This is a genomic window from uncultured Litoreibacter sp., assembly GCF_947501785.1.
In the GTDB taxonomy this organism is placed as follows: domain Bacteria; phylum Pseudomonadota; class Alphaproteobacteria; order Rhodobacterales; family Rhodobacteraceae; genus Litoreibacter.
This window is the reverse complement of the sequence record NZ_CANMXB010000001.1, coordinates 3177719-3192227: the sequence shown is the minus strand read 5'-3', so window position 1 is coordinate 3192227 and position 14509 is coordinate 3177719. Positions and strand designations below refer to the sequence as shown.

Here is a 14509-nt window from a genome sequence, read left to right as displayed (position 1 = left end):
CCGGATCGTATTTCTATTTGTTGTGGCGCTCTGTTTCCAGATGCAGCCGGCTTCTGCACAAGACATCGCGATTTCCATCGGAGACGAGGCGGGACTAAGCGGCCGGGCAATCCAGCTCATTGGCGCCATAACGCTGCTCAGCATTGCGCCTGGCCTGGCGATTATGGTGACCTGCTTTCCATTCATTGTGACGGTCTTATCCATTCTGCGACAAGCGATCGGATTGCAGCAGGCGCCTCCGAACATGCTGATCATCTCATTGGCGCTGTTTTTGACGTATTTCGTAATGGACCCGGTGTTTCAGGAAGCCTGGTCGCAAGGGCTCAAGCCCCTAACCGAAGGGGAGTTGAACGTCGAAAAGGCATTCCCGCTGACAATAGCGCCATTTCGTACGTTCATGGCGGCGAGATTGGACGTTGAAACATTTGCATCCCTCGCCGAACTAAGATCGTTCGACCTGACAAGCTCTTCGCCTGAACAGGCTCCGCTGTCATTGTTGGTTCCCTCTTTCATGCTAAGCGAAGTCGAACGCGCGTTCCAAATCGGTTTTCTGGTGTTCCTTCCGTTTCTCATCATCGATTTGGTCGTGGCAGCTGTCCTGATGTCCATGGGCATGATGATGGTGCCGCCGGCAGTCGTTTCACTTCCATTCAAATTGGCATTCTTTGCTGTCGCAGATGGTTGGAGCCTCATCGCGACCGCTTTGGTGAGAAGTTACTTCGAATGACGTCATCAAATCCAAACCCACGCCCACCAGATCCTGGCAATTCGGATTCTCAACGCACTACAAACAGGTCGATGAAGGCTCGGATGCTGCTACAACTGCTAGACCGGGAAGCGATCCAAAAGATCGACCCCGATTTTGTGCAGAAGCTGGTAGCTAGCTCAACCGGCGTATCCGCCATTGGACAAGATCAAGAATTACAGCTCGTCCGTAGTCTCATTTGTGCAATGGATGAAAAAGCCGCTCCTCCAACAGCACCTGGTCAATCGAGTAATGAGCATCCTCGCGATGAAGGCGAACAGCATTCGTCAAACCCGGGGATGAATGGCCCGAACCACATCTTGGAGCTGCAAACAGATGTGGATATGGTTCATCAACACCCGGCAGTCATATGTGAAATCATCAAAGGCGACGATTCTGAGCTTCAACAACGCGAGATCCGGTCATTTCCAGGTCACGTCGCCCGCCAAGTCGCAATGTACCTGAATGAGACTTGGCAAAAGAGCTGAACAAAGTGCGTGCGTTTTTAGGACGAAAAATGTGCACTCTGGATAGCAAAAGGACCTGCCAAAAGGTGCAATTCAAGAAGCAGCAGCAGACATTCGATAAAATGCAGACTAAGTGGGCATCGGGTTGCCCGAAATCAATTTTGTGCTCACCAAATCACTAGAGCTCGATCAGCGCAGTGGTCGGTCGACTGTGAATTGGCACTCCATAATCGACCTATTGGACAATAAATTCTGCATGCATTGCGCCTGCTGCCTTAATGCTCTTCAGGATGTCGATCATATCCAACGGCGATACCCCGAGTGCATTTAGACCCGCGACCACTTGAGATAGAGAGGTTCCACCGTCAACCTCCGCAAGCCCGCTCCCTTGCGCCTCGCCGATTGCCGCCGCAGTCCTGGGGACCACTATCGTTTCCCCTTCAGAAAACGGACTTGGTTGAACTACCATTGGAGCCTCTTCAATAGTCAGCGTCAGGTTGCCCTGCGCAACGGCGACACGAGAAATTCTTACGTCTTCGCCCATCACTATTGTCCCGGATCTCTGATCGACGACGACCCGCGCTGATCGCTCAGGTTCGATAGTGAGGTTTTCGATTCTGCTGAGCACGTGAGCCGGCGAAGGCGCACCCGCGACGCGTAGGTCCAAGCTGACCGTTCCGGCATCCATCATTGTAGCCACTCGTCGACCAAGCTTCGAGTTCACGACGGATTCAATCTTTTCGGCAGTGGAAAAGTCAGGGTCACGAAGCGCCAAGCGCAGCGTCTCAAGAGCTGAAAAGTCGAAATCGATCTCGCGTTCAATTCGTCCGCCCGATACAACAGTTCCAGCCGTGGGAACTCCATGTACGACCCGCGCAGCAGCGCCATCCGCGCTGATACCGCCAGCAATAACTGTGCCCTGGGCTACAGCATAGATTTCTCCGTCCGCGCCGTTTAGCGGCGTCATGATCAAGGTGCCGCCCAATAAGCTTTTGGCGTCTCCAATCGTGGAAACAGTAACGTCGATGCGACCACCTGTCCGTGAAAATGGAGGCAAAACAGCTGTTACCAGAACAGCGGCCACGTTCTTGGGGCGGAACTGTTCACCCGTCACATTGATTCCGAGCCGTTCTAGTGTGAGGGCCATCATTTCTTCGGTGAAGGGCGCATTTCTTATCCCATCGCCAGACCCATTCAGCCCCACGACCAGGCCATAACCAACTAGGTCGTTTCCCCGGACACCATCAAAGTTGACAAGGTCTTTGATCCGAACCGACGAGGCATTCGCAACGGACGTCAATTGAGCCACAATGAATGCGAGGCATATGAAAAACTTCATCTCAGGAATTCCGTCAAATTGAGCCGCGAAGTTCGAGCTGTAATGAGATAGAGGCTCTCAAGTTGAAGCTGAACTTCCTCAAGGCGCGTTGCTGTTTCAAACAAGTCCACTCCCGTGATTTGGTTGTAGGATTCTGACAACGCATACCGCTCTGACGCATTCTGCGCTTCTGCAAGGGATAACCTCTCCAGCTGCGCGCCAACATTTGCGCGTACCTCAATCAGGTCTTTGGTACCTGAGATGAGAGAGCCCGCTGCCTGGCTTGCAAGTTCCTTGCGTTCGGCGGCATTTCCTAGGAATGCGCCATCCGCGACCAAAGACAAAACCGCGAGATCTTTGAGGACATTTTTCACCTCCAAAGCGTCCGCGGTCAAAGAAACATGAATTGTCTCAGTCGAACTTACTTCGAGCGGGTCTGAATTTGCGTCACTGCCCAGATACCCTGTCTGGTCAAAACCGCCCGGTAGGTTGAACCAATCATCGATCCGTTGGTAGAAATCCGCGGCACTGGCTGAACCTGCAGTGACCACCTCAAGTTCGGCTAGCATGTCATCAGCAGCAGCAAGGGGCGCGGTATCAACGGAAACGCCTGAGAAAACGTAGCTGCCCGAGATTTTCGTTGAGAGTGCAGAAACAGCACCGGAAAATCTATCAGCATGAGACGAAATTGCAGCGTCGAAGGCAACGGGGCCAGAATTCGCGGCCGTGAGAATTGCCGGGCCCAACTCACTAATTTGTTGGCTTATCGCCTGAAGAGCCAAGTCTTGAGAAGTCAGCTTCAATGCGGTTTTGGAGGCCGATGTGGCGTGCGCATCCAATAACGCGAGCGACCGCTTTACAGACGCGATTGGCGCAAGCTCTCCTTTGGTGCTCCGCGCGACATCTGTCACGCGCCCTGTTCCCGCTTCTTGAGTCAATCTCTGAAGCTCGGATTTGAGAGAGGCGCTGGTGCGGCGCGACATCAAACTTGACGCAAGATCGCCCGTAATACTGAAATTCACGCTATATCCTCAACAATGATTGCATCATTTCATCAACCGCCTGAATGATCTTCGCATTGGCGGCGTAGCTTTGTTCTATCACCAACAGCTTTTGCATTTCTTGGTCGGTATCCACACCTAAGCGACCTTCGATCTCAGAGAATGTCGCGACCTGAGAAGACGCATAGGTCGCTTTTGTCTCTGACTGGATCCGCACGGTCCCGACATGGGATTCGAAGCCCGCCGCGAGCGATGCAAATGATGCTGTTTCCGGGGAAGATGGGGATCCTCCCGCAGGTGCAGCCCTCAATGCATCGGCTATCGACGACAGGATGCTTATGTTGCCTGAGGGCCCCTGTGCTGTTGCACCAACGCCGTCGCGCAGTTTCCAGGATGCTCCACCTTGCAAGGGGTCAATTTCGGAATTGATCTGTATTCGGGCCGCGATCCCGGTAACGTTGGCAGGATCAATCGCAAGTCCCTGATCGGTGAATATTCCTGGACCCGCGCCCAGTGTGGGATCAACTGTTGCATCCGAAGTCCGCGTGATCAAGTTTTGCGCGAGTGCGTCCAACTTTTCCTGTAGCTCTATGGTAGCCTCATCGCGGATCGCGAAGTTGGCTGCCAACGCTCCGCCTGAGATTGCTTCGAGAGCTGATCCAACCGAGCTTTCCGCGCCGACCAGCGTAAGCCCCGAAAGAGCGCCTGATTGAACCGTCATTTCTGGTACGATGGTCAGCGTCGGTTCGAATTCAAATGTTGCGGCATGATCGCCGACGAGTATCGTTCCGTTTTCCGTCAAAAGCGATATTCTGCCGTACTCACCCGGAATTTCCCGAAGTGGAACAATTTCAGATATCTCATCGATCAAACGCTGACGTTCATCCATCAATGGTGAGGGATCCCAGTTCGAACTAATTTGGCTACGTATCTGCGTGTTTAGGCCTGAGATTGCGGACAAATTCACGTTCAGCAGTTGCACTTGTTGGTGAATTTGCAGGTCGGCAGACTCGCGTGTTTCCTGGACAACGTCAGAGGCCGAGTGAAAAAACGACACGATACCGCGCGCGGCAGTTACGGCGGCATCCAAAGTGGTGGCGCTTTCAGGCGATGCCGTGGCAGAAATCAATGAGTTTTCAAATGCAGCGACCCTTGCTGAAAGAGACGTTGGATCATCAGGTGTTCCAACAACCGTACTGACAATGCTGTACAGATCAGCGAGCTGATTAGCTTGTCCGAAATTCGCGCTCGCGAGGCGCCGTTGGCCTATGGCGTATTGATCGACGACGCGGTCCACGCCCGTGACCTGAACGCCCCCGCCGGCGCCACCTGCACCCAAAGAGGACAGCCGGATGTCCCGGCGGCCATAACCTTCTGTCAGGGCATTGGCCACATTTGATGAAACCAATTGGGCAGAACGTGATGCTGCGCTCAATCCTGATGTGGCTGCAGATAGGGCTCCCGTTAGGCTCATGAATCAATCCGCCTTTCTTAACGTTTGATGTTGGTTGTTTCTTGCAGCATTTCATCCACTGTCTGAATGACCTTCGCGTTCGACGAATAAGCGCGCTGGGTTTGGATCAACTGCGTTAGCTCGCCGGCTACATCGGTTGCTGACTCTTCCAGAGCGAACCCAACAATGTCCCCCGTTGGGCCATCACCCGCGTCCCACAGGAAGAATGATCCACTTTCACGGGTCGTCTGATAGGTCTGGTTGTCCAGCGCCATCAAGCCGTTGGGGTTGGGCAAATCGACCAACGGAATTTGGTAGACCGTTCTGGTAATGCCGATATCAAATGTCGCCTGAACAAAACCGTTCTGATCGACATCCACTGAGATCATGTTCCCAACCGGTGACCCATCCTTCGTTATCTGGGTCGGAGCGAAACTGTCTGAGAGTTGGGTTAATCCCGTACCCTCATTCAATCCGCCAACGGCAATTTCAAGCGGTCCACCTGCAACAACGACCGAGAACGCGCCGGTTGCGGGGTCGTAAGGCCCCCCGGAAATCGTGGTCACGCTGTCTAGCGTCCCGCCGCTGGCACGAGAATCGTCAAAGGAAAGGGTGTATTCACCAATGATCGCGCCTCCGGATGCGGAATCGGCGAGCGTCATCGTCCATTCGTTCGAACTACCAGTTGCAGGCACGCTCGGGGTAAACGTCACAAGAACGTTTTGAGAGGTCCCCAAGTTGTCGTAATATTCCACAGACAGCTCAAGTGGAGTGCCGTCGGCACCTGCCTCCGTCTCTGTCGCCGGCAAATTCACCCCAAGGTTCATTCGTGTCGTCGGCTCACCGGCAAACTGGTTTACATTGATCTGAATTGGCTCAAGCGCATCGACCGTATCGCGCGGATTGGTCGGGACGCTGCCATCTGCGGATGCTGGCCACCCCAAAAGCACCATTCCGGTTTCCGTCACCAGGTACCCCTGCGAATCCGTTCTAAATGACCCTGTCGTAGCGAGCCGCAAGGGGAATTCGGTATCCCCTTCGCCGGCGATAGAGGCCGCTGTCGTGACGGGCAGAAAACCCCTGCCCCGAACGGCAAGGTCGGTTGAGTTGGCTGTTGTTACCAATGATCCTGCTTGATCAATCAATCGCTGTGACGTAACGCGGACACCGCCAGCCGAATAGGTCCCTGTCCCGTTGGAAATGACCATAGAGTGGAACCCGGTCTCTGCCCTCTTGTAGCCAAATGTGTTGGAATTCGCGATATTGTCGGAGATCGTAGCTAGTCTGCTGGCATTCGCGGCCAGCCCAGCAACGCCGGCGTTAAGGGAAGATGAAATTGTCATGCTCGCGCCTTTCTGAAGCAGCTTTCAATGTTGGGCGTACTATTGGCGCGAACTCTTAATTCTGCGCTAACGGATAAAATGCGACCTAATTTCAATCTGCGTCTTCCCGTAGCAAGACGATCTCCAGACGGTTGTTGCGCGCTGACATCGGGTCATCCAACAGCGGTTTTTGTTGCCCGAAACCGGACACCGACGCGACGCGATCGGGAGCCAGGCCGGCAGTTTCCAACAAAGCGCGGGCCGATTGAGCGCGGTCGGTCGTAATCTCCCATGCGGGGTTCTCAAGAAATAGGGGGCTGATGGACTTGGCATGCGCGGCCACCGAAACCGGGTTTGTGACCAAACGGAACCCTTCGTTCAATATGTCAGCAATGGCGTGCAGGGTCGGCGTAGGGCGCGCCGTGCCGGGCTCAAATAGCGGCGCGTCTTCAAGATCGAATACCTCGATCACCAACCCCCGGTCCGTCAACCGCGTGATAATGTGTTTCTTTGCCATATCGCGAACGAGGCTTTCGCCCCCGCGGCCGACGATGCCCAGCTGCACATTTTCCAGGTCGCTGAGTTCACGTGCTCCGTTTGATTTGTTGTTCCCGTCCACGCCCTGGCCATTCAAGGTCATTGGTGGCAGGTCGGCAAACCCGCCGCGACCGCTTCTGGCCAACGTTTCTTCGGACATCAGGCTATCGCCGGAAAACGCGCCGTCCCCACCGCCGGAAACCCTTGCGATAGCGATGGTCGGGCTAAAATAGTCGGCCAAGCCTTTACGCTGTTTCTCGGTTGTGGCGTTCAACAGCCACATCAACATAAAAAACGCCATCATGGCGGTGACGAAGTCGGCGTAGGCTACTTTCCAGGCGCCGCCGTGGTGGCCGCCTCCGGCAATGACTTTCTTACGTTTGATGATGATGGGGCGCGTGTTGTCGGACATGAGAAACCCTTGGCTGTTCGGGTTCTCCTAATATTGTCAGGTGAAGTCTGGCTTAACGTATCAAATTTGAAGCACTATGCCTGATTGAGCAGAAGGCACGTTTCGCTGTTCAAAACGCCTTTGATCTCCCGCACGTCGCGCAGAACGCGGTCAAATTTGGGCAAGCTGGTGGTTTCGATCTGCGCGACAAGGTCCCAGGCACCGTTGGTTGAATGCAAATCCACAATATCCGGGATCCGGCCAAGCGCCGATATGATACTGCGTGCCATGCTGCCCTGAAGTTCAATCAGCATCACGGCCCTGACCACATCAACCTCGGCTTCCCTGCTCAGTTCAATTGTGAACCTGCGAATTGTACCGTTGCGTTGAAGACGCTCTAGCCGCGATTGCACAGTGGCCCGCGCAACGCCGAGCTTTGCCGCGAGTGTTGTCACAGAGGCTCTGCTGTCCTGTTTGAGCAAGGACAACAATGCGCCGTCAGTATCCGTAAATTGAGCCATTTCGCCAAAACCCTATCGTTTTGATGAAGTATATCTACATAATGGCAAAAATATCTACCTTTCTGATCAATTTCACAACGCAATTTTCTACCAAATTGAGACTATCCTTCGGCAAACGGAGGCAACCTCATGACACCCAAGACCTGTATTCTAGTCGGCGCACCGGTACAATCAGGAGCAAGCCAACCAGGCTGCATTATGGGTCCGGACGCGTTTCGGACCGCGGGGCTGGCACCAACGTTGGAGGCTCTTGGTCATACGGTGGTCGATCATGGGAATGCGGCCATCACGCACGGGCCGGACGTTTCTCACCCCAACAGCTCTGTTCACGACCTGTCAGAAACCGTTGCTTGGGCGACGACATTGAGAGAGGCGGCGTTTCGGGCCTGCCAGTCCGGTGATATGCCAATTTTCTTGGGCGGCGATCACAGTCTTTCCATTGGGACAGTGCCAGGGGTCAGCCAACACAGCGAGGCGTTGGGCAAAGAACAATTCGTACTTTGGCTTGATGCCCATCCCGACATTCACACCCTGGACAGCACGCAAAGCGGGAACTTGCACGGAACGCCGGTGTCCTACTTCACGGGCCAGCCCGGCTTTGAAAAGGTCTATCCCGAGCTTTCCAAAGCCGTCCCACCCCAAAACGTCTGTATGATTGGCATTCGGTCGGTTGATCCCGCAGAGCGGACTTTTCTGAGTGACCTCGGCGTTGATGTTCATGACATGCGAAGCATTGATGAACATGGCATTCGGCGTCCACTAAAGGCATTCCTAGAACGTGTGGAAGCCGCGAATGGCGCGCTGCATGTGAGTTTGGATGTTGATTTTCTTGACCCGGAAATCGCCCCCGCCGTCGGGACCACCGTTCCAGGTGGGGCGACATTCCGCGAGGCGCATCTGGTCATGGAAATGCTGTGCGACAGTGGCTTGGTCGGCTCCCTTGATCTGGTCGAACTCAACCCGTTTCTCGACGAGCGCGGCCGCACAGCAAAGCTCATGGTCGACCTATGTGCCAGCCTGCTGGGCCGCCAGGTTCTTGACCGCAAGACAAGGAGTTACTGATGAGATCAAGTCAGGCTCCCGCAGCAGTTTCACGCAAAGGACATTAAATCATGACCAAGCCGACCCCATCGAAACTTGCAATGGTTCCCTTCGTCAGCGTCGACAACATGATGAAAATTGTGAACACGATCGAGCCGGCCAGGGTGATCGCTGATATCGCAGATTACATCGAAGCTGATTTCCTGCGGTGGGAGCAATTCGACAAGACCCCCCGCGTTGCCGCCCACTCGGATGAGGGGGTTATCGAGCTGATGCCCACGTCAGACGGGGAAACCTATGGCTTCAAATACGTCAACGGGCACCCCGCAAACATGTCGCGCGGCTTTCAGACCGTCACGGCCTTTGGCGTGTTGGCGCGGGTGGACAATGGCTACCCAATCTTGCTGTCCGAGATGACGGTCTTAACGGCATTGCGGACAGCGGCGACCTCGGCTGTCGCCGCAAAATATCTTGCGCCCAAAACCTCGAAAACGATGGCAATGATCGGCAATGGCGCGCAATGCGAATTTCAGGCCCTCGCCTTTCAGGAGGTTATCGGAATCGATACGGTGCGCCTGTATGACATCGATGCGGTTGCCACCCAAAAAGCGGCCAAAAACCTGAGCGAAACGGGACTGAACATTGTCGTCTGCAGCTCCGCGCAGGAGGCCGTAACCGGGGCCGACATCATCACAACCTGCACCGCCGACAAGCAATACGCGACCATCCTCACCGACAACATGGTCGGGGCGGGTCAGCACATCAACGCCATCGGCGGCGACTGTCCGGGCAAGACCGAATTGCACCGCGACATCCTGTTGCGATCCGACATCTTCGTCGAATACCCGCCACAAACGCGGATAGAGGGGGAGATTCAGCAGCTCGACCCCGACCACCCGGTCACAGAGCTTTGGAAAGTTATCGCCGGCAAGTCTGAGGGCCGCAAAGACGCAGCACAGATTACCCTGTTTGACAGCGTCGGATTCGCGACCGAGGACTTCTCGGCGCTTCGTTATGTTCGCGATCAACTCGACCGCACCGGCCATTATTCGTTGTTGGATATGCTGGCAGATCCGGATGACCCACGTGACCTGTTCGGCATGCTCAGACGTGCGGGTTAGCGCTGCCGCCAGAAGTCGAAATTTCCTAGTTTTGGGACAAAATAGGGCAAATCAAATCGGCCCTTTCCCCAAATTGTCCCAAAAATTCTGCGTTAATCAAATCGTTACTTTCGGCCCTGTTAACCGCATCTTGACGATTGAGACCATGGTCGAGCCACCTCTGGATCAGGCGCGCGCGGAGCACCTCCATCGGCACGTCGAGATAGACTGAAAAGTCCCATTCCAACGTCAAGGCATCCCACGGCGCATCGGTTAACAAAAGGTAATTCCCTTCGACGATGACCGTGTCGCAGTCAGCCGGGATGCTGCTTGCATTTGGCACCACGCAATCGCGGGTGCGATCGAACAGCGGGTACGGTACCGGGCCTTCCTTTTGCATGGAGCGGACGAGCGCGACGAAACCCCCGGCATCGAATGTATGGGCCGCGCCTTTGCGATGCCGCTGCCCCATGCGGTCGAGGGTCTCATTGTCGAGATGAAACCCGTCCATGGGTACCACGCAGGCGTTCGGGATACGCTCCGCCAGCTGCTCGGCAATGGTCGACTTGCCGCTGGCGGGTGGGCCGGCAATGGCGATGATCCGGCGGTGTCTGACGCGGGGCACCTGGGCGATGCGCGCCGCAAGCTCATCGAGGGTCATGACTGGTCCTGCTCGGTCAACACGGTTTTGGCGATTGCCGCCGCGTCGTCGATATGGGCTTCGACCGCAACCCTGGCGGCGGCGGCGTCCCCGGACAAAACCGCCTCGCTGATGCCGGTCATATGTGACAGGCCCGGCCTGTGACGGTCGCTTGTCGCAAGCGTCATCACCCGCAACCGACTGATCCTACCATTGAGGCGCTGCACGATTTCCCACGCGACGGTGTGGCCTGCGCCATCAAAGATCGCGGCATAGAACCCGGTTGTCGCCTTGAACAACCGCGTGCGGTCATCCGCCTTGGAGGCGGCTTTCAGTTTCGAGAGCGCCTGTCGCAATGTTTTTGCATGGGCGGGGGTGTGGTTCACCGCAAACGCGGCGGCGGCGGCGGATTCGAGCTGTTTGCGAATGTCGTAAATCTGGGAGGCCTGCGCCCAATCCATGCGCGCAATGATCGGGCCGCGATGGGCCTGCGTCTCGACCAGCCCTTCTGCCTCAAGATAGCGGATGGTTTCGCGGATGACGGTTCTGCTGACACCAAGCTGGTCGCACAGGGTGCGTTCAACCAACCGCTCGCCCGGGCTGAAATGGCCCGCGATGATTGCCTCGCGCATCCGGTCCTGCACAACGTCGCGCAGGGTTTGCGGCGAATGCTTGATCGGGGCGAGCGCGGGTTGGGATGGTTCCATAGGCAAGCGGAATAGAGGCAGCCGCCGCCCACATCAAGCTTGCTGACCGCCGGGCCGATGGGCCGCGCTACAGATTTCCCAGCGCCTCCAGCACGCCCTTGGCGAGCTTGCGGTCCTTGGCATTCCAATATTTTACCGTCGACTTATACGGCAGGCGAACATGCGGCTGGATGAATTTGCGGGCCTGATCGCCGGTCAGAATGGTCAACGTTTTGTTCACCTGCTGAGCCGGCGCCTGATGGATGTAAAGCGCTATGGCGCGGGTCAGCATGCCCGGGCCGGTCTTGAACCAAGCGCCGTCATTCTCATTTGCGATCAGAGCGCGCATGGTGAATTTGATGCCGGCCGCCAGGACCGGGTGGCCCGGCGGCGCGACTATGGTGTTGTTGCCCACCGCGCCGATGGGCTCGCGCACGACCGTCAGCCCCTGCCCCAGCCCGACAAATTTCCGCAGGTCTCCGACCCGCTTGTCATCGGCATCCACGTAAACGCCGCCATATTTGTGCAGGCAGCAGAGCCGGAAGAAGTCGCTTTCCTCCGCCGGGCTGCGGGCCTTCTGGAAGGCCTGCGCAAAGCGCGGGCCAAATTCGGAGCGCAGGAAATCCGCGGCATCCATGTGATTGAAGAGACGGTGTTCGAACCCCTCTGCCATGCGCCAGCCTTCCATCAGCGCGGCCACCTCATCGGGCGGCTTGGCGGTATTCCAATATTGGAAAATGAGGGGCGGGATTGCGGCGGTCTGATCGATGTCGGCAGCGCGCGGCACCGCTGGGCGGGCCATCCAACGGTCGATGATCGCTTTGGCGGGGTAGTAATATTGCTGGATCAGCTGGCCCATGGCCTCGGCATCAGGCGGCGTGGTCGCCCCGCCATAGGTTTCCATCCGGCGATAGAGCCGCAGATCGTTGAGCATCCGGCCCTGCAGGCTGGCACTGAAATGCGCCGCGGTGCGGCTGTTACTGTCGGGGTTCGTTCTAAGCGCGTCGGTTGCCGCCTCCGCCTTGTCCAGCGCCCCGCAGGCGAGACACATATCGAGATATTGGCGGGGGTGCAGCGTGCTGAGCCCGCGTTCCCGCCGCTTCTCGGCCACGATCTGCGCCTGCTTGGTCTTGCCGCTGCTGTGCAACGCCTTGAGTTTTTCCAACCCGAGATCGAGGCTTGGAAATTCCGCGCTGACCCGGTCGAGATGGCGCTCAAGAAGATCATGTTGCCCGGCCAGCCCGCACGCGTGCAAAAACAGGCTGCGCACCGATCGTGACCCCGCCCAGTTCCGCGCCGCCCGGTGCAGGTACCGCACCGCCGCCTGCGCGCGGCCCGCGTCGATCAGGTAGCGCCCGATGAGACAAGCGTCCTTGGGAACCCGCGGCGTCGGCAGCTCGCGACGGGCCATGTCCAGCGCAGCGGCGGGGCCTTCCAGCAACGCCGCCACATGCACCCTGAATTCCGTGCGCTGCGCCGGTGGCAGCTTCTGCCCCAACTGCCCGGCCAACCGACCGGTCAGTTTGAGATCCGCCATGGCGTGGGTGTGGCGCAGCAGGATCAACGCCCCTTCGATAGACAGCGTTTCGCGCAACGCAATGGCCTGCAAAAACCCCGCCGCCGGTTCGGACAGGGTCTGTCGCTCCGCCAGGGCAAATGCGCGCAGCAGCTCCTCGCCCGTCAGATCACCGGCTCGCGACGCCAGAGCGGTTAAATGCGCGCCGATATCGGCCACATCAGAGAGCTGTATTTGCAGCTCGCAATACTTCAGAACAAATGCGGCAGGTGTGTCCGCGCCCCAGCTGGCCGCATCCATCCCAACGAAATCCGTCAAAAGGCTCACGCCCCTTGCCGCCTCCCCCCAGCCTTCGGCAACGCTGACGCGGCCCAGCAGGGCATCCTGACTGCCCGGCGCAAATTGCAGGCAGGTCTCATACACCTTGTCGGCGGCCTTCAGCGACCCGTTCTCCAGATGCACCTGCGCCAAGGCGAGCGCCGTTTTCTCGCTTTTGGGGTCGCGCCGCTGCAGGGCGATCAAGACCTCGATCGCCTCCTTGAAGCGGTTGGCGGAGCGTAGGATTTGGCCCTTTCGTTCCAGCAAGACATCAGGGGACGGATCGATCGTCTGCAGCCCTGCGTCGCAGCAGGCCAATGCCGCATCCGCATCCCCCTTTTGCAGATGCACGCCAACGAGGCCCTGCCACGCCGCAAGGTGGTTGGGGTCGTCCTTGATAACGGATTGGAAGGCCGCAAATGCCCCGTCCAGCTGCCAGGACTTCTGCAAGGCGCGCGCTAGCCTGAGGGCGACGTTCGGGTCGTCGGGTTGCTCTTGTTGGAGCGCGGCCAGCGTCTGTGCCGCATCCTGATGCCGGTCGAGCATTTCCAGCGCGTCGGCCTGCGCCATCAGGGCGTGGATGCGCATGCCCGGCAGGGCCTCGGCCATGGCCCGGCTCAGGTGCAACGCCTGCTCCGCCTGCCCTTGATCCAGACTGATCTTGATGCGCTGCCGCCAAGAGGCCGCGTGATGCGGATGCGTTTCGAGAGTGCCGTCAAGCAAGGCGGCGGCACGGTCCGGCCGCCCCTCTTTCAGCAGGGAGTCTGCCAGGAGGGCGGCATTCTGCAAATCACTTGGGTCTTGCTCATGCAGAACCGACAGGATCGCAATGGCTTCCGGCCGCTGCCCCAGCTGGCTGAGCACCGCCGCCTGCTTTGCCAAGGCCAATTCCGCCAGTTTGGGCTGATGCAGAAGCAATTGGGCGCAGAGGCGCAGCGCCTCCGCCCGGTCTTGACGCTGCAGGCAGACGTCCAGCCGGCCGCGCCACGCAATCAGGTGGTCCGGCACCGCCTCGGTCACCTCGCGATACAGCGCGGCGGCGCGGTCATAGGTTTGCTGCTTGAAATTCAGATGGGCCAACAGCAGCGTGGCAGGCACATCGGCAGGGTCGGCGGCATGGGCGTCGTCGAGCAGACTGACCGCCGCCTTCGTGCGCCCAAGCCGGTCCAGCGCCGTGGCCTGTTTTGTGGCGAACATCGTCGCGAAATCCGGGGCTTCCTTCCGCCCGCGTTTGGCGAGTGTGATAGCCTTCTTGTCGTCCCCCTGGCTCAGCAATAGGTCGAGGTAGCCGCGCCACGCGGCCAGAGTATTGGGATGGGATTTCAGGATTCTTTTGAACAAGGTCTCGGCGGCGGGGCCGTTGCCGGCCTGCGCCAACTCCTGCGCTTCTTTCAAGATCGCGGGGATGGCCGCCTTGTCCGTCGCCTTATCCTTGGTCACGCGTGGTCCTTCA

Annotated in this window: 13 protein-coding genes; 4 read left to right on the top strand and 9 right to left on the bottom strand. The window is 57.6% G+C overall.

All coding sequences use genetic code 11. The features are described 5' to 3' along the window. The first annotated feature begins 40 nt into the window (after nt 1-40). Entirely contained in the window at nt 41-727 is a 687-nt protein-coding gene (gene fliP, locus Q0899_RS15825) for a flagellar type III secretion system pore protein FliP (RefSeq protein ID WP_299195390.1), read from the top strand. Nucleotides 728-810: 83 nt separating this feature from the next. Next, a complete protein-coding gene (locus tag Q0899_RS15820; protein ID WP_299194024.1) occupies nt 811-1233 on the top strand; it encodes a hypothetical protein in 423 nt (140 codons plus the stop codon). A gap of 214 nt (nt 1234-1447) precedes the next feature. Here Q0899_RS15820 and Q0899_RS15815 read toward each other — a convergent pair whose 3' ends face one another. The 6 genes from Q0899_RS15815 to Q0899_RS15790 form a co-directional block, all read right to left on the bottom strand. After that, a complete protein-coding gene (locus tag Q0899_RS15815; protein WP_299194022.1) occupies nt 1448-2551 on the bottom strand; it encodes a flagellar basal body P-ring protein FlgI in 1104 nt (367 codons plus the stop codon). Continuing rightward, nucleotides 2548-3552 carry a flagellin gene (locus Q0899_RS15810; protein ID WP_299194020.1) on the bottom strand — a complete coding sequence of 335 codons (1005 nt, stop codon included), beginning with the start codon at nt 3550-3552 and terminating at the stop codon, nt 2548-2550. Before Q0899_RS15810 ends, Q0899_RS15815 begins: the two co-directional genes overlap by 4 nt. Nucleotide 3553: 1 nt before the next feature. Further along, nucleotides 3554-5005 carry a flagellar hook-associated protein FlgK gene (gene flgK, locus Q0899_RS15805; protein WP_298360524.1) on the bottom strand — a complete coding sequence of 484 codons (1452 nt, stop codon included), beginning with the start codon at nt 5003-5005 and terminating at the stop codon, nt 3554-3556. A gap of 17 nt (nt 5006-5022) precedes the next feature. Continuing rightward, nucleotides 5023-6327 carry a flagellar hook protein FlgE gene (locus tag Q0899_RS15800; RefSeq protein ID WP_298295545.1) on the bottom strand — a complete coding sequence of 435 codons (1305 nt, stop codon included), beginning with the start codon at nt 6325-6327 and terminating at the stop codon, nt 5023-5025. A 91-nt stretch (nt 6328-6418) separates the two neighbouring features. After that, nucleotides 6419-7255 carry a flagellar motor protein MotB gene (locus tag Q0899_RS15795; protein ID WP_298295543.1) on the bottom strand — a complete coding sequence of 279 codons (837 nt, stop codon included), beginning with the start codon at nt 7253-7255 and terminating at the stop codon, nt 6419-6421. 74 nt (nt 7256-7329) lie between these two features. Continuing rightward, nucleotides 7330-7755: an Lrp/AsnC family transcriptional regulator gene (locus Q0899_RS15790; protein ID WP_298295541.1), complete on the bottom strand. Its 426-nt coding sequence runs from the start codon at nt 7753-7755 to the stop codon at nt 7330-7332. A 129-nt stretch (nt 7756-7884) separates the two neighbouring features. On the opposite strand from Q0899_RS15790, the gene rocF reads away from it, so the two are divergent. Beyond that, entirely contained in the window at nt 7885-8817 is a 933-nt protein-coding gene (rocF, locus tag Q0899_RS15785) for an arginase (RefSeq protein ID WP_299194017.1), read from the top strand. 50 nt (nt 8818-8867) lie between these two features. Beyond that, entirely contained in the window at nt 8868-9917 is a 1050-nt protein-coding gene (locus tag Q0899_RS15780; RefSeq protein ID WP_299194015.1) for an ornithine cyclodeaminase, read from the top strand. A gap of 25 nt (nt 9918-9942) precedes the next feature. Here Q0899_RS15780 and Q0899_RS15775 read toward each other — a convergent pair whose 3' ends face one another. The 3 genes from Q0899_RS15775 to Q0899_RS15765 form a co-directional block, all read right to left on the bottom strand. After that, the gene (locus Q0899_RS15775) at nt 9943-10557 is read right to left on the bottom strand and encodes an AAA family ATPase (RefSeq protein WP_299194013.1); all 615 of its coding nucleotides are present in this window, start codon (nt 10555-10557) and stop codon (nt 9943-9945) included. Then, nucleotides 10554-11243, bottom strand: coding sequence for a GntR family transcriptional regulator (locus Q0899_RS15770; protein ID WP_298295533.1), 690 nt, complete (start codon nt 11241-11243; stop codon nt 10554-10556). Before Q0899_RS15770 ends, Q0899_RS15775 begins: the two co-directional genes overlap by 4 nt. Nucleotides 11244-11310: 67 nt before the next feature. After that, on the bottom strand, nt 11311-14496 hold the full coding sequence (locus Q0899_RS15765; RefSeq protein WP_299194011.1) for a tetratricopeptide repeat protein: 3186 nt from the start codon (nt 14494-14496) through the stop codon (nt 11311-11313). Between the last annotated feature and the right edge of the window lie 13 nt (nt 14497-14509).